At 44.2% G+C, this 19,535-nt stretch carries 18 protein-coding genes; 4 read left to right on the top strand and 14 right to left on the bottom strand.

Features of this window, described 5'->3' with window-relative positions; translation table 11 throughout:
* The first annotated feature begins 3 nt into the window (after positions 1-3).
* Positions 4-759 carry an amino acid ABC transporter ATP-binding protein gene (locus tag H3T84_RS09060; RefSeq protein ID WP_037476109.1) on the top strand — a complete coding sequence of 252 codons (756 nt, stop codon included), beginning with the start codon at positions 4-6 and terminating at the stop codon, positions 757-759.
* Positions 760-860: 101 nt separating this feature from the next.
* Here the strand turns inward: H3T84_RS09060 and grpE are convergent, their stop codons facing one another.
* Positions 861-1,409, bottom strand: a complete 549-nt coding sequence (gene grpE / locus H3T84_RS09055) for a nucleotide exchange factor GrpE (RefSeq protein WP_025329849.1) — start codon at positions 1,407-1,409, stop codon at positions 861-863.
* 264 nt (positions 1,410-1,673) lie between these two features.
* Positions 1,674-4,376 carry a phosphoenolpyruvate carboxylase gene (gene ppc, locus H3T84_RS09050; protein WP_198218906.1) on the bottom strand — a complete coding sequence of 901 codons (2,703 nt, stop codon included), beginning with the start codon at positions 4,374-4,376 and terminating at the stop codon, positions 1,674-1,676.
* 366 nt (positions 4,377-4,742) lie between these two features.
* Between ppc and cysT the strand changes: the two genes are divergently transcribed.
* From cysT to H3T84_RS09035, 3 genes are read left to right on the top strand one after another with little or no spacing between them, the layout of a single operon-like run.
* Positions 4,743-5,579 carry a sulfate ABC transporter permease subunit CysT gene (gene cysT, locus H3T84_RS09045; RefSeq protein WP_025329851.1) on the top strand — a complete coding sequence of 279 codons (837 nt, stop codon included), beginning with the start codon at positions 4,743-4,745 and terminating at the stop codon, positions 5,577-5,579.
* Positions 5,579-6,451, top strand: coding sequence for a sulfate ABC transporter permease subunit CysW (cysW, locus tag H3T84_RS09040; protein WP_025329852.1), 873 nt, complete (start codon positions 5,579-5,581; stop codon positions 6,449-6,451). The genes cysT and cysW overlap by 1 nt, the downstream gene beginning before the upstream one ends.
* Before the next feature lie 30 nt (positions 6,452-6,481).
* Positions 6,482-7,564 carry a sulfate/molybdate ABC transporter ATP-binding protein gene (locus H3T84_RS09035; protein ID WP_198186682.1) on the top strand — a complete coding sequence of 361 codons (1,083 nt, stop codon included), beginning with the start codon at positions 6,482-6,484 and terminating at the stop codon, positions 7,562-7,564.
* Positions 7,565-7,939: 375 nt separating this feature from the next.
* On the opposite strand, the gene murA is transcribed toward H3T84_RS09035, so the two are convergent.
* The 12 genes from murA to H3T84_RS08975 form a co-directional block, all read right to left on the bottom strand.
* Positions 7,940-9,199 carry a UDP-N-acetylglucosamine 1-carboxyvinyltransferase gene (gene murA / locus H3T84_RS09030; RefSeq protein ID WP_037476120.1) on the bottom strand — a complete coding sequence of 420 codons (1,260 nt, stop codon included), beginning with the start codon at positions 9,197-9,199 and terminating at the stop codon, positions 7,940-7,942.
* 39 nt (positions 9,200-9,238) lie between these two features.
* A complete protein-coding gene (locus H3T84_RS09025) occupies positions 9,239-9,487 on the bottom strand; it encodes a BolA family protein (RefSeq protein WP_025329856.1) in 249 nt (82 codons plus the stop codon).
* A 54-nt stretch (positions 9,488-9,541) separates the two neighbouring features.
* Positions 9,542-10,303 carry an ABC transporter permease gene (locus H3T84_RS09020; protein WP_198218905.1) on the bottom strand — a complete coding sequence of 254 codons (762 nt, stop codon included), beginning with the start codon at positions 10,301-10,303 and terminating at the stop codon, positions 9,542-9,544.
* Positions 10,300-11,220, bottom strand: coding sequence for an ABC transporter ATP-binding protein (locus H3T84_RS09015; protein WP_037476124.1), 921 nt, complete (start codon positions 11,218-11,220; stop codon positions 10,300-10,302). Before H3T84_RS09015 ends, H3T84_RS09020 begins: the two co-directional genes overlap by 4 nt.
* 46 nt (positions 11,221-11,266) lie before the next feature.
* Positions 11,267-11,464 carry a DNA gyrase inhibitor YacG gene (gene yacG / locus H3T84_RS09010; RefSeq protein WP_025329859.1) on the bottom strand — a complete coding sequence of 66 codons (198 nt, stop codon included), beginning with the start codon at positions 11,462-11,464 and terminating at the stop codon, positions 11,267-11,269.
* Positions 11,464-12,216, bottom strand: coding sequence for a cell division protein ZapD (gene zapD / locus H3T84_RS09005; RefSeq protein ID WP_198218923.1), 753 nt, complete (start codon positions 12,214-12,216; stop codon positions 11,464-11,466). Before zapD ends, yacG begins: the two co-directional genes overlap by 1 nt.
* A gap of 5 nt (positions 12,217-12,221) precedes the next feature.
* Positions 12,222-12,836, bottom strand: a complete 615-nt coding sequence (gene coaE, locus H3T84_RS09000) for a dephospho-CoA kinase (protein ID WP_198218904.1) — start codon at positions 12,834-12,836, stop codon at positions 12,222-12,224.
* On the bottom strand, positions 12,833-13,684 hold the full coding sequence (locus tag H3T84_RS08995) for an A24 family peptidase (RefSeq protein WP_198218903.1): 852 nt from the start codon (positions 13,682-13,684) through the stop codon (positions 12,833-12,835). Before H3T84_RS08995 ends, coaE begins: the two co-directional genes overlap by 4 nt.
* 6 nt (positions 13,685-13,690) lie before the next feature.
* Positions 13,691-14,923 carry a type II secretion system F family protein gene (locus H3T84_RS08990; protein WP_037476130.1) on the bottom strand — a complete coding sequence of 411 codons (1,233 nt, stop codon included), beginning with the start codon at positions 14,921-14,923 and terminating at the stop codon, positions 13,691-13,693.
* A 48-nt stretch (positions 14,924-14,971) separates the two neighbouring features.
* On the bottom strand, positions 14,972-16,651 hold the full coding sequence (gene pilB / locus H3T84_RS08985) for a type IV-A pilus assembly ATPase PilB (protein WP_198218902.1): 1,680 nt from the start codon (positions 16,649-16,651) through the stop codon (positions 14,972-14,974).
* Positions 16,652-16,850: 199 nt separating this feature from the next.
* The gene (gene recJ / locus H3T84_RS08980; protein ID WP_198218901.1) at positions 16,851-18,548 is read right to left on the bottom strand and encodes a single-stranded-DNA-specific exonuclease RecJ; all 1,698 of its coding nucleotides are present in this window, start codon (positions 18,546-18,548) and stop codon (positions 16,851-16,853) included.
* Positions 18,545-19,519 (bottom strand): hypothetical protein, encoded by a 975-nt coding sequence (locus H3T84_RS08975; RefSeq protein WP_198218900.1) that lies wholly within the window; start codon positions 19,517-19,519, stop codon positions 18,545-18,547. The genes recJ and H3T84_RS08975 overlap by 4 nt, the downstream gene beginning before the upstream one ends.
* Positions 19,520-19,535: the final 16 nt, after the last annotated feature.

Below are 19,535 nucleotides of genomic sequence, written 5' to 3'. Positions count from 1 at the left end.
TTAATGATAGATGCCCGCGGTATTTATAAGGCTTTTGGTAATACTGAAGTACTCAAAGGCGTCGATATTCAGGTAGCACGCTCAGAAGTAGTTGCCATTATCGGTTCTTCCGGTTCAGGCAAATCTACATTATTGCGTTGTCTGAATTATCTGGAAAAGATAGATGCGGGGAGTATCGCCATTGAAAATGATTTTCTGGTACAGAACAATATCCACAATCGTGCCCATTATGTATCTGAAGGCCTGATAAAAAAAATCTGTACTCGGATGGGTATGGTTTTTCAGCAGTTCAACCTGTTTCCGCACATGACCGTATTACAAAATATCATTGAAGCACCAATAACTGTGAAAAAAATGAAGCGTGATGAGATTGTTCCGCTGGCACAGGAGTTGTTGCGCAAGGTTGGTCTGGCTAATAAACAGGATTATTTTCCGTCTCAATTATCCGGCGGACAAAAACAGCGGGTTGCTATTGCCCGTGCACTGGCTATGCAGCCGCAAATTATGCTGTTTGATGAACCTACTTCAGCGCTTGATCCTGAATTAACCGGCGAAGTATTGAAAACGATGCAGCAACTGGCTGAAGACAGAATGACTATGGTTGTGGTCACTCATGAAATGGGTTTTGCGCGTGAGGTGGCTGATAAGGTGCTGTTTATGGATAAAGGTGTGATTGTTGAGGCTGGTGAAGCCAGCAGCTTTTTTGCTAATCCTCAGCATACACGAACACAGGCGTTTTTGAGCTCAATGCTGAAGTAAAAATATTTTATAGATGTTGATTTATTGAATAAATATAAAATCGTTATATATACAAAGCCGTCAGAACAACAGTATGTCTGACGGCTTTTAGAAAATACAGTTTATTCTGTATCAGCAGCTTTAGCTACAGTTACCATAGCAGGGCGTAATACACGGTCGGACAGGGTATAACCTTTTTTCATTACCGAAACTACCGTATTGGGTTCTTGCTCACTTTCTACACTTTGCAAGGCCTGATGACGGTGCGGATCAAGTTTGTCGCCGGCTTTAGGATCAATCTCTTTAATATTAGACTGATCGAATGCTTTTTGTAATTCGGTCAGCGTCATTTGTACGCCCATTTTCAATGCGTCAAAGTTACCGCTTTGATCTTGCAGGGCCATTTCCAGATAATCTTTAACTGGCAACATAGCGCTGGCAAATTTCTGTCCGGCAAATTTGTGTGCGCTTTCCAGTTCATCCTGATGACGTCTGCGCAGATTTTGTTCATTGGCGAGTGAACGTAACTGTTCGTCTTTGAGTTGCCCTTCAAGTTCGCTAATACGTTCCTGTAACTCTTCTACGGTAGCTTCAGGAGCGACAATTGGTTCTGTGGTTTCAGTATTATCGTTAACCTGTGTTTCGTTTTCGGTATTGTTTTCCGGTTGCATATTTTTTCCTCTGCAAAAGGGTAAGTTATGTGAATAAATTGGGTCGTTGTATATCGATTTCAAGCGACTGTAACAAATTTGTAATCACTTTTACTTATTAATTTTAATGCATTGATTTTTCCATAAATTAAATATATTTATATATCGGTATCCAAGTGTTTTATTTTGGATATAAAAGTAAATATTCCATTGGAAAAATTCAAGCTATATGTCCTGGTGATGAGCGGACAGAATGGAAATACTGTCCGCAAAACAGGATGATATCTAGCCGGTATTACGCAACCCTTGTGCAATACCATTAATTGTCAGATGGATGAGCTGGAGTATCTCACTATTATCCGGCTGCTGGCGCAGTTGTTGCAGCAGATGTATCTGCAACCAGTTCAGTGCATTCAGATAGGGAATACGCAAGGCCAGAGAACGTGCCAGAGTGCGGTTATCACTCAGATAATGCTGACGTTGCAAAATATTAAGCAAAGCCTGCCGGCTGCGCTCAAACTCTTCAGATAGCATGGTGTAAATGGTTCTGGCAGCTTGCTGATCACTGGCAAGATCTACATAAGCCTCAGCAATAGTAAGATCGGCTTTGGCCATGACCTGATCCATGTTGGAAAGCATGGTTTGAAAAAACGGACTGTTTTTAACCTGCTGCTGTAAGCGTTGCAGATTGGTGCTGTCCTGTTCAATCAGTTCCGCTACTGCACTACCGAAACCATACCAGGCCGGCAGCATCAGGCGGTTCTGGGTCCATGAGAATACCCATGGTATGGCGCGTAAGTCCTGAATTTTAGCCAGTGTTTTCCGGCTGGCGGGGCGGCTGCCAATATTCAGGCTCGCAATTTCCTGAATCGGGCTGGTTTGCAGAAAATAATCAATAAATCCCGGGAAGGTAATTAATTGCCGGTAATGTGTGAATGCGCTGACAGACAATGCATTCATCAGTTCGCTGTCAGGCTCGCTGTTATGCATGGGTAAAACAGTAGCTTCAAGAGTAGCAGCAATGAGTGCTTCAAGATTACGTTCTGCATTGGTCGGATCAGCATATTTGGCGGTAATAACTTCTCCTTGTTCAGTAATGCGTATTTGTCCGGCTACGCTGCCAGCCGGCTGTGCCATGATTGCATCGAATGAAGGTCCGCCACCGCGACCGACACTGCCACCACGGCCATGAAACAGTCGCAGACGGATATGGTGCTGACCAAACAGTTGTACCAGTCTCGACTCAGCCTGATAAAGTGACCACTGGCTGGTTACATAACCACCATCTTTATTACTGTCGGAGTAGCCCAGCATAATTTCCTGCAGGTTATCACGACTACGCAAAAAAGCACGATACCAGGGCAGATTAAATAATTTATCCATAATACTGATGCAATTATGCAAGGCATCAATGGTCTCAAACAGAGGAACAATATTAATCCGGCTGGTCGGTTTCTCATTACTGATGCTCAGTAAACCAGTTTCTTTCAGCAATAACGCTACCACCAATATATCGCTAACGGTTTCAGCGTTAGAAATAATGCATTGATTGATAGCGGTTTCACCATAGTTATTTTTAATATTCGCCGCAGTCTGGAATATAGCCAGCTCACGCATGGTGTGCGGACTATACTGAATATAAGGGCTGTATAGCGGACGCTGGGTGCTTAATTCACGTAACAGCACGCGCTGTTTGGCTGCTTCACTTAATGTCTCAAACGTTTCAAGTCCGGCATGTGTAAACAGTTCGGTTACAACTTCGGCATGTTTGGCTGCATGCTGACGCAAGTCGATGGACATCAGATGAAAACCGAACAGGGAAACAGAACGAATCAGGTCAGCCAGTTTGCCCTGTGTGAGCAGGGCACTGCCATTTTGTTGTAAAGAACTGGCTATATTATTAAGCTCCTGCAAAAGTTCCTCTGGTTGTTTATATGGAGGCAGACCATGATGCTGGTTGTGTGGAGCAATATTCAGTTGCCGGGAGGTAGCATTCAGGCGTGCCTGTATATAGGTAAGAGCACGGCGGTATGGTTCTTCGCTATGAGCCGTTGCGGTATCCGGTGACTGCTCGGCCATATGATACACGCTGCTGTCAATCTGAACACGGCGAGAAGAAAGCGGCAGCAGCTGGTGCAGCTCATCCAGACATTGATGATAATGCTTTAACAAAGTATCACCCTGAAAGATGAAAGCTTCCTGTAAAGTATCTGCATTAACATACGGATTACCGTCACGATCTCCGCCAACCCAGCCACCGATACTGAGTACATCAGGAAGAGTTATTTGCGGATACGCGCTGGTGAGCTGCTGTTGCAGTTTGCGGTAAAGGGCTGGTACCGCTTTAAAAAAACTCAATGGAAAATAAGTAACGCTATTATAAATTTCATCACTTACGCTGATTTTGAAATGGCGCGTTTCATCAGTCTGCCATAAAGCCAGCAGAATAGCTTCAGCCTGTTGCTTTAGCTGTTCATTATAGTGATGATCAGAATGGTCATATTCACTGAGAATAGTGCGGATATGACGCTGAAAGCACAGAATGCACTGGCGCTGTACTTCAGTCGGATGAGCGGTTAGCACTGCACTGATACTGGTTTGCTGCAAAATCTGTTCCAGTTGCGCAGCACTAATCTGCTGTTGCTGAATTTGGTTGATAACATGAGTAAAACTGGTGCGTCCGGGATGCTGTCTGTCATTTTCATATGCCTGTCGCCGCCGTTCATGGTGCGCATCTTCGGCAATATTCAGTACTTGTGCAAATAGGCTGCATGCACGAATCAAATCTTGCTGTTGTTGTAAATCCAGGGTAGGCACCACCTGTTGAATGATGGTTTGTGGCTGATTACCACTGAGGAGCTGGCGCAATACAGTTTGTACAGTAGCTGTGGTTTCATTTTGCAGGACGTTAAATAGTGCTTCAGTCAGGAATTTGATATCTGCCGACAGGGGCGCATCTTTACGCTCGTCCAGAAGTGATGTTGGCATTGTGTTCTCGCTTTTGCAGACTTGTGTTTATGTTGAATAACCTGCGTCCATGATATTACGTGGTGATGGTACGGGCAATACTACTGATTTGATAAGAGTTATAACCTCAGCTTCTTAGGTTACAAAAATATATTCTTTCTCAATCACCCAAACAGCCTTTTATATTGTTGGCTGATTCTGATTTAACGGAATGATTGAATTTATTTTTACATTCTGTTTTTTTTGACTTGTTAATTCATTTTCTTGTTGTGGTTGGTATTTTGCGCTTGGAACATAGCCCGAACAGGATGCTTCCAATGTGTGCCGGTGTGTCTGATACAGCTACCGGTATTGTTTGTGCCTGCCAGGTCTGTGGGAGAGAAGGTTATGCTGTTTTTAAAACAGCCATCTGTACTGCCCGGTTTTTCGCTTAGTCTCGGCATAAGTGTGTTATCGCTGTCAGTACTGGTGCTGTTGCCATTTACGATGCTGGTATGGACTGTTACTGATCTGGGCTGGCATGGTTTTATACAAGTCATTTCTGAACCAAGGACACTTGCTGCGGTATGGCTGACTTTGAAAATGTCTTTACTGGCAATGCTGGCCAGTGTGCTGCTGGGAACTTTGGTGGCATGGGTATTGGTACGTTACCACTTCTGGGGTAAGGATCTGGTTAATGCATTGGTGGATTTGCCATTTGCTTTACCTACTGCAGTAACAGGGGTGGCTTTGGCTACCTTATATGCACCTACAGGGTGGATAGGTGCGTTATTAACCCGGTTTGGCTTGCAGATAGCATTTACACCGGCAGGTATCTGGCTGGCATTGTTGCTGGTAAGCCTGCCATTCGTCGTACGCGCAGTACAGCCGGTGCTGGCAGAATTATCAGGAGAATATGAAGAAGCTGCGGCTATTCTGGGTGCTTCCAGATTAACCATTGTATTCAGGGTGCTGCTGCCGGAAGTTTTACCGGCACTGGTAATGGGGGCAGGTATGGCTTTTGCACGCGCTACCGGAGAATACGGTTCCGTAATTTTTATTGCCGGTAATGTGCCATTTAAATCAGAAATTCTGCCGCTGATTATTGTCAGTAAATTTGAATTGTTTGATTTGCCTGCAGCGGCAGCAGTCGCATTATTTATGCTAATAATTTCCTTTACCATTTTGTTTATGCTGAATTTATGGCAATGGCGTCTGAGCCGGCGTATGCAGGGACGATACTGATGAGCACAGTTAAAACCAATGAGTTGCTTACCGAACCGCGCTGGCTGCGCTACTTGCTGATAAGCATAACGCTGCTGTGTCTGGGTTTGCTGTTACTTTTGCCGCTGTTATCGGTATTCAGTTTTGCGCTGGCAAAGGGTTGGCAATTGTATCTGGCTGCTTTGACTGATGAAGAGGCACTCTCAGCTATTCGTTTGTCCTTGCTGATTACTGTTATTGTTGTGCCGGTGAATGTGATACTGGGTGTGGCAATGGCCTGGTTGTTAACCCATTTTTCATTTCGTGGTAAACAGTTATGGACAACCTTGCTGGATCTGCCATTTGCAGTCTCACCGGTCGTGGCGGGTCTGATGTTTGTTTTACTCTTCGGTAGTAACAGCTGGTTCGGTGGCTGGATGGAAACACATGGAATACAGATTATTTTTGCAGTACCGGGTATGGTGCTGGCGACTCTGTTTGTTACCTTCCCTTTTGTGGCGCGTGAGCTCATCCCTTTAATGCAGGCTCAGGGAAGTAGTGAAGAACAGGCTGCACTGATACTGGGTGCCAGTGGCTGGCAAATGTTCTGGCGTGTCACATTACCCAATCTGAAATGGGCTTTGGTTTACGGCATTATTCTGACTAATGCCCGTGCAATGGGTGAATTCGGGGCTGTCAGCATGGTTTCAGGCCATATCCGCGGTGAAACCAATACAATGCCTTTACTGGTAGAGATGATGTATAACGAATACAACATGGTAGGGGCATTTGCTGTTTCCAGTTTACTGGCCTTGCTGGCTTTATGCACGCTGGTATTACAGAAATATCTCGACTGGCGGCAGACACGTTTGTTCAAAGATGCACGGCGCGAGCAGATTGCAGTAAGCGACTGAATAAGTAAAGTACCGTGCTGGGTAGCGATTATGAGTATTCGTATTAAACAATTAAATAAATATTATGGTGATTATCATGCCTTGCAGAATATTAATCTGCAGGTACCAACCGGTTCACTGACGGCATTGCTTGGTCCGTCCGGTTGTGGAAAAACCACCTTGTTACGCATCATTGCCGGGCTGGAACGCGCAGATTCAGGTGAGCTGTTTTTTGCTGATGATGAGGTCAGTAATCTGCATGTGCGTGAGCGCCGGGTCGGATTTATGTTTCAGCACTATGCCTTATTCAGGCATATGACCGTATTTGATAATGTGGCTTTTGGTTTACAGGTACTGCCTAAACGCATTCGCCCGAATAAAGCAGAAATAGCTGCCCGGGTGCATGAATTATTACAACTGGTGCAGCTTGACTGGCTGGCTAAAGTATATCCGCAGCAACTATCCGGAGGTCAGCGCCAGCGTATTGCTCTGGCACGTGCTCTGGCTACCAGACCAAAGCTGCTGCTGCTGGATGAGCCGTTTGGTGCACTGGATGCTAAGGTGCGCAAGGAATTACGCCAGTGGCTGCTGGAAATTCATCATCAGCTTGGGATTACCAGTGTACTGGTTACACATGATCAGGAAGAGGCGCTGGAAATGGCCGACCAGATAGTGGTGATGAATCAGGGAAAAGTTGAGCAAAGCGGAGCTGCCTCATCTTTGTATGATAATCCTGAAAATGTATTTGTTACTGAGTTTCTGGGTGAGGTTAATGTATTTGAAGATGCCTGTATTGAACACGGGCAATTGTGTCTGGGGCATTATCATGAACCGATTACCACAGGAGAAAAAGCCCGTCAGAATGTAGCTGTTTATATCCGGCCTCAGGAAATACAGGTATTAACTCATATTCAGGATAATGTAATTGCCAGTGCATGCGTAGAGGAAATACATGCTATCGGTGCACAAATAAGGTTATGGTTGCGCCGGGTGGATAATAATCAGCGTATACAGGTATGGCTGTCGCCGGCCGAGTTTCGTACGCTGTCATTACAGCCGGCTCAGACAGTATGGTTCAGACCTCAGCGGTTAACTATGTTCAGATTGCCGGAGATGGTGGATTACGTGATTTGATCGTACGAGTAAATATGCAATTCATTTAAATGAATAATTAATTTTGAAAAATAATATTTTACGAGTTAGTTTTATGATTTTATCGGCATATTTTCAATTCTCTTAAAAAATATTAATTTAGATATTTTCAATCACAGTAAATAAAATTTAAGATTTTGATTTATTTAATAAATTATTTTAGAGTAAGAGTAATTTACTCAAAAAAGATATTCAAAAAAGTGCATAAACAAATCCGTTGATAATTATTTCTTATCAATTTTGATATATTTGGATATTTTATAAATAATCAGATGCTGATTATTTATTTTATCATGTTGATGATATATAAAGGGCTATCTAAATAAATATACAGACAGCCCTTGTGATTTATTGATGTTAGTGGTCACTGATGCGTTCAATGATAGCACCGACTCCGCCTAGCTTCTGTTCTATATTTTCATAGCCGCGATCAAGATGATAAATACGTTCAACAGTAGTTTCACCACTGGCCACCAGACCGGCAAGTACTAGACTGGCAGAAGCACGTAAATCGGTAGCCATAACAGTTGTACCGGATAACTGTTCTACACCCTCCACAATTGCAGTATTACCCTCAGCTGATATCCGGGCACCCATACGATTGAGTTCGGGGACATGCATAAAACGGTTTTCAAAAATAGTTTCCACTACTTTACTGTTACCGCTGGCAATACTATTCATTACCATAAACTGTGCCTGCATATCGGTAGGAAATGCCGGATAGGGCAGGGTGCGGATATCGATAGCTTTAGGACGCTGTTGCATGTCGATGCTGATCCAGTCGTCACCGGCTTCAATAATTGCGCCGGCTTCACTCAGTTTTTCCAGAACAGCTTGCATGGTTTTAGGTGCAGCATGTTTAAGAATGACTTTGCCGCCGGTCATAGCCACTGCACACAAAAAAGTTCCGGCTTCTATGCGGTCGGGAACGACACGGTGACTGCATCCGTGTAACTTTTCTACACCGGTAATGGTAAGAGTAGGTGTACCTATTCCCTGAATATTGGCACCCATTTTAATCAGGCAATCGGCAAGATCGGTAACTTCCGGTTCCATGGCAGCATTTTCCAGAATAGTCGTTCCGTTTGCCAGTGTTGCTGCCATTAACAGATTTTCTGTGCCGGTTACGGTAACCATATCCATAACAATATGTGCACCTTGCAGACGTTTTGCTCGGGCTTTGACATAACCATGCTCAATACTGATTTCTGCCCCCATGGCTTCAAGCCCTTTGAGATGCTGGTCTACTGGTCTCGATCCGATGGCACAGCCTCCGGGCAGACTGACCTGAGCCTCACCAAAGTGTGCCAGTGTGGGACCCAGTACCAGAATAGATGCACGCATGGTTTTAACCAGATCATATGGTGCACAGGTATTATTGATACTGTTACAGTTTATTTCAAATTCCTGAATATTATCTGTAAGTACACGTGCTCCCATGCCCTGTAATAGCTTTTGGGTGGTTTTAACATCACGCAGCATGGGCACATTGGTCAGATGCAGGGTATCACGAGTCAGTAAGGAGGCACATAACAAAGGTAAAGCGGCATTTTTAGCGCCGGAAATAACAATTTCACCGTGTAATGCGCCGTTAGCACGGATTTTTAATTTTTCCATATGGATTCTCAATTATGGCAATAGTGTCTGTTTGCCGGATTAATGCTGTTTGACAGCCCATTCGTCAGGAGTGGCGGCAGTGGTAATAGATAGTGCATGTAATTCATTACTGGCAATCTGCTGTGCCAGTCCGTCTTTAATCATACGATGGCGTGCCAGACGGTTTTTTCCGTTAAAGGCGCTGGATACAATCCGGGCAAAGAAATGATGACCATCGCCTTCAACCTCAAGATATTCACAGGGCAGAAGGTTTGCAATCATGGTTTTAACTTCTTCTGGTGTTAACATAACGGGCTCCGGAATAGTTATTAGTAAGGCCGCTATTATAGCGTTTTGCTATGTCTAATTGCGTAATTTCCAGCCTGATTTCAGGATGCCGCAGACAAGAATACACAAAACGATGGCAAAGCTGCCGACTACCGTTAGTGCAACCCAGGGAGAGGAATCACTCTGGCCGAAAAAACCAAAACGGAAGCCGTCAATCATATAAAAAACCGGATTGAAATGGCTGAGTGAGCGCCAGAATTCAGACAGACTGTTGATGGAATAGAATACACCAGACAGAAATGTTAAAGGCATGATAAGAAAGTTCTGAAAAGCGGCCAGTTGATCAAATTTTTCTGCAACAATGCCGGCAAGTAAGCCAAACATACCCATAATGGCACATCCGAGCAATGCAAATGTTATGATCCAGCCGATATGATGTGGCATGGATAATCCGAAAAAAGCCGTTACTGCTATGACTCCAATACCTACCATTAGCCCGCGCAGGATGGAAGCGCCGACATAAGCACAGAAAAAAGCAATGGTACCCAATGGCGGCAACAGAATAAATATCAGATTACCGGTAATCCGTGACTGAATCAGGCTGGAAGATGAGTTGGCAAAAGCATTTTGCAGCATGGACATCATAGCCAGACCCGGTATCAGAAATACATTGTAACTGACTCCTGGTAATATATCAGGACGCCCCTGCATTACATGAGCAAATATCAGCTGATACAGCAGGGCGGTGAGGATAGGAGCAGATAAAGTTTGAAAACCTACTTTCCAGAATCGCAATACTTCTTTTTTAAAAAGGGTGTAGCAACCAATTGTATTCATTTTGTGCCTTTCACATGGTCACTGGTCAGGCGCAGAAAGACGTTTTCCAGATCGTTTTCCAGAATATTCAGATTGATAACGTTAATTCTCTGAGTCTGCAGAATTTGTAATAAGGCTGTTAGCTGGTTGTAGTCAGCGAGTTTGAGCAGATAATGGTTATTATCATCTTCTTTAATCAGATAATGACGTAAATTATCCGGTAATGTTTGATCTGTAGTTAATGCCAGCTGTAATTCTGTTTCGGTATCCAGTAAGTTGCGTGTGCTGTCCAGTGCGACAATTTCACCATGTTTCAGCATAGCTATGCGATTACATAATGATTGTGCTTCTTCCAGATAATGTGTGGTTAGAATAATGGTATGACCGTCTGTATTCAGTCGGGTAATAAACTGCCACAGATTCTGACGTAATTCTACATCCACTCCGGCTGTGGGTTCGTCCAGTACGATAACAGGCGGCCGGTGTACTAAAGCCAGAGCAACCATAACGCGGCGTTTCATCCCGCCAGACAGATTACGTGTGTTTGTGCCGGCTTTATCTGTCAGTCCGAGACCGGCGATAATCTCATCTATCCAGTCATCGTTATTACGCAGACCAAAATAGCCCGACTGAAACTTCAGTGCTTCACGTACGTTAAAAAAAGGATCGAAAACCAGCTCCTGCGGAACGACACCCAGAAGTTTACGGGTAGTGTTTGCTTCCAGTTGTACATCATGACCACAAATGCTGATTTGTCCGGAAGTCAGGCGGCTTAGTCCGGCCATTGCAGAAATGAGAGTAGTTTTGCCGGCACCGTTAGGACCGAGTAAACCAAAAAACTCACCTGGCTGGACACTAAAGCTGACACCTTTTAAAGCAGTAAAACCATTAGCATAGGTTTTTACTGCTTGTTTAATACAAAGAGCAGGGGAAGTCATAAAATTGAATATTTGTGAGGTTATAAGTGATATTTGCCGCTGTTTATCAATGCTTTGATGGTGTTATTTCTTCACTTAGCGGCTGATCTTCATCGGCTGGCAGATTATAATTTTCACTAGCCCATGCTCCCAGATCAATCATTTTGCAACGCTCCGAACAGAACGGACGAAAGCGGCTGGACGGAGTCCAGTCAACATTTTTCCCGCATATCGGACAAATAACAGTGGTGATTTTTTCAGTCATTATTTGATTACCGGATCAAAGCTGCACATAACCAGAGTAAATGGTATATCGGTGGTTAAAACCGGACCACGTGCCTGTTGTTGTGATGCCTGTAAAAAGCGAATATGGGTAAAATATTTATTGGCAGATACTTCTGGCAGTGCAGCGGCATTCTGGGAAACATTAATACCCAGCAGGTGAATGTTCTGTCCGAGGCTGTTGTGCTGATAACTTCCGTTTGTTGCCAGACAGTCGACAGACAGACTGTTTTGACGCAGAATTTCCAGTAGCAGTTTGATGGCTTCATAAGTAGGTAACAGGCTCTGGATCCACTGGTGTAACTGTAATTCACGTTCTGCCGGCTTTTTTTGCTGCCAGTAATAATAGGAAGGCAAATCATACGGGCTGGTACCGCCGGGTACGAACATGCGCTGCTTGATTGCCATCAGCCATTCATTTTCGCGCAGATGCTGTCCGAATTTTTGCTGAACACTTTGCAGATTTGTAATTGCAGTTTGTATATTTACCAGGGTATCTTTACCTTCTTCGCCACGTTGTCTGGCCAGACCTTTTTGTCGTTCCAGTTCTTGCAGAATATCCAGTTTCAATTCAGCACGTGCTGCTGCTTCCATGATTTCAAATAGTGAGAATAATGCACAGTGATGCGCCCAGATTTCACTGCGTGACACTACCTCATGGAAGTGTTTAAACAGGTGTGCTATGCGCAGGAAATTGCGGACGCGCTCGGACAAGGGGTGTTCGAAATGGATAATATCTGTCATAACTTGGCTGGTGTTAGAGCTTGATAGAAATGATGCTGCTGAATAACTTTCCGGTTAAGTTCCTGCCAGTTGCCATCGTTGATAATAATGTCATCGGCAATAGCTTTTCTGCTATTACTGTCAACCTGTTGTGTCATGATAGCACGGATTGCTGTTTCGTCCAGATGACTGCGTTGCTGAATCCTTTGAATGCATATATTAACCGGTGCTTCAATAATGAGTATGCGTTGAACCAGTTGTTGAAATTCCGGTTTTTCTGCCAGTAAAGGAATTTCAATAATTCCGTAATGCTGATCCGAAGCAATGTGTTGTCTGGCTTGCTGAAGGCTTTGCAGAATTAACGGATGGAGAATGTTTTCCAGCAGAATGCGATTCTGTGAATCAGCAAACACCCAATTGCGCAGCTTTGGCCGATCCAGACTGCCGTCAGTAAGAAACAGATTATTCCCGCACTGTCTGCGGATTTCAGATAAAGCCAGACCATCAGGCGCAGTCAACTGATGCGAGATTTCATCTGCACTCAGTACAGGAACCCCTAGAGCAGCAAAGCAGCTTGCTACTGCAGATTTTCCACTGCCTATGCCACCGGACAAACCCACGCAGAATGTCATGCACCAAATCCGGAAAGACGCAGCCACCAGTGAATCAGCTGATTAATCTGACTGTTTGCCATCCATACAATCCAGCCGGCAATGGCCAGTGCCGGACCAAAAGCCATAGGCTGGCTACGGGCAACTCTGAGAATAATTGAAGCAATAATGCCGACAATTGCCGCCATAAATACAATTAAGGGCAATGCGGCAGTACCCATCCATGCACCAAGAGCAGCCAATAGCTTAAAATCACCATAACCCATGCCATCTTTCCCGGTTAACAGTTTGAATAGCCAGAAAAGTGACCACAGGCTAAGATAGCCCAATGCAGCTCCCCAGACAGCATCAGCTAACGGGACAAACTCACAATACCAGTTAAACAGTAAACCCAGCCAAAGTAAGGGTAAGGTAATCTGGTCAGGCAGCAGCTGGGTTTCAGCATCTATAAAGGTCAGTGTGATCAGTGCGGCAGTCAGTATCAGACCGCCCGCAGCAACAGGTGTGACATCATAACGCCAGACTACTGCAGCAAAAGCAACACCGGTTAATAGTTCCACACAAAAATAGCGCGGGCTGATGGATGCTGAACATGAAGCGCAGCGTCCGTGTAGCAGTATATAACTGACAAGAGGTATATTCTGCCACCAGCGGATTTTATGCTGACAGTGCGGGCAGGTTGAATGCGGAACACACAAATTAAAACGGTTAGATTGCTCTGCAGGCAGTTGTAAAGCCATTCGCGCTTCAGCCTGCCAGCTTCGTTCCATCATAATAGGTAAACGATAAATCACTACATTCAGAAAACTACCAACAGCACAACCTGATATTAGTGCAACTATGCTGAAAAACAAGGTATCAGTTAACATCAGACATTAACCTATTGCATTGCCCATATTGAACATTGGCAGGTACATTGCTACCAAAATAACACCGATAATCAGACCGAGTACAACCATGATGATTGGTTCCATCAGGGAAGATAGCTGGGAAACTGCTATATCTACGTCGTCTTCATATAATTCTGCGGCCTTGTTGAGCATGTCATCCAAAGAACCTGATTCTTCACCGATAGATGCCATTTGCATTACCATGTTAGGAAATAATTCGGTTGCCTGCATGGCAGAAGTAAGAGATATACCCTGATTAACTTTGGCACGGATTTCCTGAGTAGCTTCTTCATATTCGATATTACCTGCAGCTCCGGCAACGGAATCCAGTACTTCTACTAGTGGTACACCTGCAGCAAACAAGGTTGCTGTTGTGCGAGCCCAGCGGGCAATGGTTGCTTTACGAACAATTGGTCCAAAAATAGGTAGTTTTAACAACATATGATCAAAACGTTTTCTCAGATCAGCAGAGCTTTGAAACCATTTATAAAAACCAATTGCTCCGAGGACGATTGCCATCACAATAAATATACCGTAACGCACAAAGAAATCAGATATATTCATCATAACCTGAGTCAGCCAGGGAAGCGCTACACCCATACCCTGATATACTTTGGCAAAAGACGGCAATACAAACATCATCATGACAATAACCAGAACAACTGCTACGATGACCACAACCACCGGATAGGTTAGGGCACTTTTAACTTTTTTCTTAATACTTTGGGTTTTTTCTTTATATACAGCCAGTTTATCTAATAATGCTTCCAGTACGCCACCTGCTTCACCGGCACTGATGAGGTTACAGTAAAAATCATCAAAATATTTCGGATGCTTAGCAAAAGAATCAGCTAGAGAAGTACCCTGTTCAACATCTGAACGAATTTCCATCAATAGTTGGGTCATTGAACGATTTGAGTGACCTTTTGCTGCAATATCAAATGCTTGCATTAAAGGTAGCCCGGATTTCATCATGGTGGATAGTTGTCGGGTAAAAACAGTAATATCCGCCTGACTGATTTTTTTCTGACGCTGTTTTTTGACCTTGGTAATTTGAATGACACGTATCTGCCGACGTTTTAGTTTAGATCGGGCTTCTGCTTCATTTTTGGCAGTCACCTCTCCGCGAACGATCTGCTCGGTTTTAAGGTTTTTACCTTCAAAACTAAAACTGGTACCAGAGGGTTTGGTTTTGGATACTGCTACTGGTTTATTCATAATGTTTTCTCACAGTATTGACTTAATTGTATAGGCGAACAATCAGTTTTAATCATTAGTGCTTGCAAGAATCTCGTCCAGAGACGTAATGCCTTCCATGACTTTCAGTAAACCGGCATGACGTAAATCGACCAGACCTTCCTTGAGCGCCTGAGTGCTGATATCAACTTCATTACCATTATTCATGATAATACGTTGCATTTCATCGCTGACCGGCATAACTTCGTACACGCCGGCACGTCCTTTATAACCTTTACCTTTACATCTCTCACAGCCGACTGGCCGGTAAAATGTCCATTCCTTAGCCAGATCTTCATCTGAAAAACCAGCTTTTTTTAATGCTTGTTCAGGCGGGCGTTCTGCCGGAGCTTTGCAGGTGCATAAACGCCGTACCAGACGCTGTGCCATAATCAGATTAACAGAGCTGGCAATATTGAATGGTGCGACACCCATATTCAGCATACGGGATAAAGTAGCCGGGGCATTATTGGTATGCAGGGTTGAAAATACCATATGACCGGTTTGTGCAGCCTTAATGGCAATATCAGCTGTTTCCAGATCCCGGATTTCCCCCACCATAATGATATCCGGATCCTGACGCAGAAACGATTTTAATGCTGCAGCGAATGTCAGTCCCTGTTTATCATTAACATTTACCTGATTAATACCGGGCAGGTTAATTTCTGCCGGATCTTCAGCAGTGGAAATATTAACACTGTCAGTATTAAGAATATTAAGGCAGGTATACAGTGATACGGTTTTACCGGAACCAGTAGGGCCGGTAACCAGCACCATACCATACGGCCGGTGGATAGCTTCGAGCAGTAATTCTTTCTGAAATGGTTCAAAACCAAGCTGTTCGATATTCAGAGTAGCCGCATCCGAATTCAGGATACGCATTACAATTTTTTCACCAAACAGAGTAGGCAGTGTGCTGACACGGAAATCAATCGGCTTGGCACCTTTACGGAACTGAATCTGAATACGCCCGTCCTGAGGGATGCGTTTTTCTGAAATATCCAGTTTGGACATTACCTTAATACGTGAAGCAATCTGATTACGGATATTCAGTGGCATACGTACAACTTCACGCAACTGTCCGTCAACACGGAAGCGAACACGTGCCATTTCTTCGTAAAATTCAAAATGAATATCTGATGCGCCACTATTTAAAGCATCTCCCAGTACTTTAAAGACAAATCTGGCGACCGGTCCGTTTTCGCCTTCTTCATCGTCGGCAGACATAGCGTTATTTTCTGCTGCAGTCGAGTCGCCAACTGAATCCATACCCTCAAGAAGGCTGGTAGATTCCTGACTAATATTCTCCAGTAGCAGGCGTAGCTGGTCGTCGCGGACAATAACCAGATTCAGTACACAGCCGGCATCAGTGGCAATTTTTTGATAATGCTGAATTGATGTAGGATCGGATACGGCCAGAAACATGCGATTACTGCGTTTGAATATCGGCACGCAAATATATTGCTGCATAATATTCAAATCAATTAAATCCATAGGAACCAGACTTTGATTATATAGCTCCAGATTCAGGTAAGGAATACTGAATACACTGGACAGAAAACTGGCCAGTTTATTGGCATCAATAGCTCCGGATTGTAACAGAGCCGGTATTACCGGGTGTTTCTGCTCTAATTCCTGACGCAGTTTTTCTGCTTTCTCAGCATCAATAATCTGGTGCTTATATAAAACCCGAATCAATCCTACACTCATACAAACTAATTCCTATCTCAATAACTTTTGAGTTTACATTCAAATGGATATTGCACCTGTTTCAATTTATCCGGAATACGGTTATTCCAGTATATTATCGGCTAATTTTCAATAACCGAAAGCTATAGTAAAGCCATGTTAATGTTTAATTGTGCTAATTATAAGTGAATTTGTGTATTTAAACAGCCTGTATATTGATTCAGGTACAAATTTCCCAGTAATCCGCATATAACTGCAACTCCATTTGCTGACGCCACTGATTGGCAACTAGCCGGTAAACCACGCGGATATGTTCCGGTAAGGTGGCTGTACAGCGGAAAAACATAACTTCATATTCATAGTTGTTCTTGTGTAACACTGCTTTAATATGGCCGGTACCCACTATTTGTTGTCTGATTACTTTAAATTCATCGCAAAAACAGGGTTCAGGAAAATTCTGACCCCATACCAGAGCCGCCAGTTGCTGTGCTGTGGCTAAGTTCAGATATTGATTGTCTAATGAACCATCAGTCTGGTACGTATAGTTTAAATCTGCCGGCCGGATGAGTTGCCTGCAGACTGCCTCAAATTCATTTTGGAAAGCTGCCAGATGTATTTCGGAAATACTTAAGCCTGCAGCCATAGCATGTCCGCCAAACTTCTGGATAATATCCGGCCGGCGTTTACTGACTATATCCAATGCATCACGCAGATGTAAACCGGTAATAGACCGGCCGGAGCCGCGTAATATACCATCTTCTGCCTGAGCAAAAACAATACTGGGTCGATGAAAGGTTTCGCGTAACCGGCCTGCTAAAATACCGGTTACTCCCTGATGCCAGTTATCATGATAAGCAACGATGCTATAGCTATTTTCTGTATTGAAGCCGGCCAGTTGCAGATTAGCTTCATCCTGCATGCTGCGCTGAATCTGACGACGTTCATGGTTTAGATCATTCAGTTGTTCGGCCAGATCGGTTGCACTTTCCATATCATCGCTCAACAGACAGGCTATACCCAGACTCATATCATCCAGTCTGCCGGCAGCATTCAGACGGGGGCCGATAGCAAAACCCAGATCAAATGCATGTGCCTGTTGCGGGTTGCGTTTGGCCACTGCAAACAAGGCGCGTATTCCTGCTTGCATTTTATCAGCTTTAATTCTTCTGAGTCCCTGAGTTACCAGCAGGCGATTATTCTGATCGAGAGGTACTACATCGGCGATGGTGCCCAGTGCCACCAGATCAAGCCATTGAGCAAGATTGGGTTCCGGATGTTTACTAAACCAGTTTTGCTGGCGCAGATGGTAACGTAAAGCCATTAGTACGTAGAACATCACACCCACCCCAGCCAGTGCTTTACTGGGAAACTGATCACCTGGCTGATTAGGATTAACAATAATACATTCAGGCAGTTGTTCACCCGGCAGATGGTGATCAGTAATCAGAACGTCCATGCCTAGCTGTTGTGCGCGTTGTACGCCGGCTACACTGGCGATACCATTATCCACTGTAAGCAGCAGGTTCGTACCTGCCTGAGCCGCAAGCTCGGCAATTTGTGCAGTTAATCCATAACCATGTTCAAACCGGTTGGGGACGAAAAAATCAGTTTGCGCTCCCATTGCCTGTAAACCGCGTATTCCTAAGGCACATGCTGTGGCTCCGTCTGCATCATAATCGGCAACAATCAGAATTTTTTCCTGCCGTTCAATTGCCTGAGCCAGTCGCTCACTGGCGGCCTGAATATTTTTCAAATTCTGAAATGGTAACAGCGCAGACAAATTGTATTCAGTTTCACTTTTGTTTTTAACTGCTCGTGTTGCATACAGTTTGGCTAGCAGAGGATCAACACCCTGAGCAAGCAGAGTTTGCATAGCATCAGTATCTACCGAACGGGTAATAATATGTGCCGGCTTCATAAATTTAATCCGGTAAAAGGTTGGGTTTTAGTCCGGAACAAACGAAATCTGGGCTTGCGAATCGGAAGCAATCCGGCTTCACACCTGATATTCAGCTGGCTGATATGTCTGTTTTTTAATCCTGACAGCAAAGGTTGCCACCAGTCTTGTTCCCATTGATGCATTATTTGTGCATAGGTATAAACATCACCCTGATTTACTGGTAAGCATAAACTATCATTAAACAATACAATTTTCTGCCGGTCTGAATCTGACAGAGTATCCATTAATGCTGCGTAATTTACTGGTAGTTCATGCGCATGCAACGCCCACGAGCTATTAGTATAAACTCTTGTGTCGTGGTTTGCTGTGCCAATAAGGTCTTTTTCAAACCATAAACTATTAATTGAGGGCAGACCGCGTGTGCTGCGCTGCTGATTTAGTGGATGCTGATGCAGCAACATTTGCAGCTCAGTTTGCTGTTGCAGAATCAGGGTTGCATCTTTACCCGAAGGTTTGACGGTGCCATCAATGCAGCCGGACAAATCAAGTAAAGAAGACAGGGTAAAATCAATTACCCGTGGCGTGGTAACCAGCCATAAATCCGGTCTGACCGGAGAAAACCGCCAGCCGTCTGACTGTAACCATGTGCTCAATACTTCACAGAAAGCTTTTGCCTCTTCTGGATTCAAACCAAGCGCATTTCCGTCAAGATACTGAAGCTGATGCATACCGGCGGTCTGGTTTATAGGTGTGACAATAAAGCCGCAATATTCCCGGTTTAGGTTTAATTGCTGCTGAGCCTGTTGTACCCAAGAACCTTCCCACAGATATTGCTGGTATAACTGACTCCTGCTTATGATTTGTAATGTATGTTTACCCCATTGCCGCAGAGTATTCAGTGCCGGTAGCTGTAAGTCAGGTACCGCAGCTTCCTGATGCGGCCATAATAAACCCGGCAGAACGAGAGTTATAGTTAAATCTGCTGACATGAATACACAATATTCC

Source organism: Snodgrassella sp. M0110, assembly GCF_016101465.1.
Lineage (GTDB): Bacteria > Pseudomonadota > Gammaproteobacteria > Burkholderiales > Neisseriaceae > Snodgrassella > Snodgrassella alvi.
The sequence above is the reverse complement of the archived record's forward strand: the minus strand, read 5'-3'. Positions and strand labels throughout refer to the sequence as shown.

Coding starts and splice junctions, on each gene's coding strand:
- H3T84_RS09060 (WP_037476109.1), top strand. CDS start 4: ATGATAGATGCCCGCGGTATTTATAAGGCTTTTGGTAATACTGAAGTA.
- grpE (WP_025329849.1), bottom strand. CDS start 1,409: ATGCAACCGGAAAACAATACCGAAAACGAAACACAGGTTAACGATAAT.
- ppc (WP_198218906.1), bottom strand. CDS start 4,376: ATGCCAACATCACTTCTGGACGAGCGTAAAGATGCGCCCCTGTCGGCA.
- cysT (WP_025329851.1), top strand. CDS start 4,743: ATGCTGTTTTTAAAACAGCCATCTGTACTGCCCGGTTTTTCGCTTAGT.
- cysW (WP_025329852.1), top strand. CDS start 5,579: ATGAGCACAGTTAAAACCAATGAGTTGCTTACCGAACCGCGCTGGCTG.
- H3T84_RS09035 (WP_198186682.1), top strand. CDS start 6,482: ATGAGTATTCGTATTAAACAATTAAATAAATATTATGGTGATTATCAT.
- murA (WP_037476120.1), bottom strand. CDS start 9,199: ATGGAAAAATTAAAAATCCGTGCTAACGGCGCATTACACGGTGAAATT.
- H3T84_RS09025 (WP_025329856.1), bottom strand. CDS start 9,487: ATGTTAACACCAGAAGAAGTTAAAACCATGATTGCAAACCTTCTGCCC.
- H3T84_RS09020 (WP_198218905.1), bottom strand. CDS start 10,303: ATGAATACAATTGGTTGCTACACCCTTTTTAAAAAAGAAGTATTGCGA.
- H3T84_RS09015 (WP_037476124.1), bottom strand. CDS start 11,220: ATGACTTCCCCTGCTCTTTGTATTAAACAAGCAGTAAAAACCTATGCT.
- yacG (WP_025329859.1), bottom strand. CDS start 11,464: ATGACTGAAAAAATCACCACTGTTATTTGTCCGATATGCGGGAAAAAT.
- coaE (WP_198218904.1), bottom strand. CDS start 12,836: ATGACATTCTGCGTGGGTTTGTCCGGTGGCATAGGCAGTGGAAAATCT.
- H3T84_RS08995 (WP_198218903.1), bottom strand. CDS start 13,684: ATGTTAACTGATACCTTGTTTTTCAGCATAGTTGCACTAATATCAGGT.
- H3T84_RS08990 (WP_037476130.1), bottom strand. CDS start 14,923: ATGAATAAACCAGTAGCAGTATCCAAAACCAAACCCTCTGGTACCAGT.
- pilB (WP_198218902.1), bottom strand. CDS start 16,651: ATGAGTGTAGGATTGATTCGGGTTTTATATAAGCACCAGATTATTGAT.
- recJ (WP_198218901.1), bottom strand. CDS start 18,548: ATGAAGCCGGCACATATTATTACCCGTTCGGTAGATACTGATGCTATG.
- H3T84_RS08975 (WP_198218900.1), bottom strand. CDS start 19,519: ATGTCAGCAGATTTAACTATAACTCTCGTTCTGCCGGGTTTATTATGG.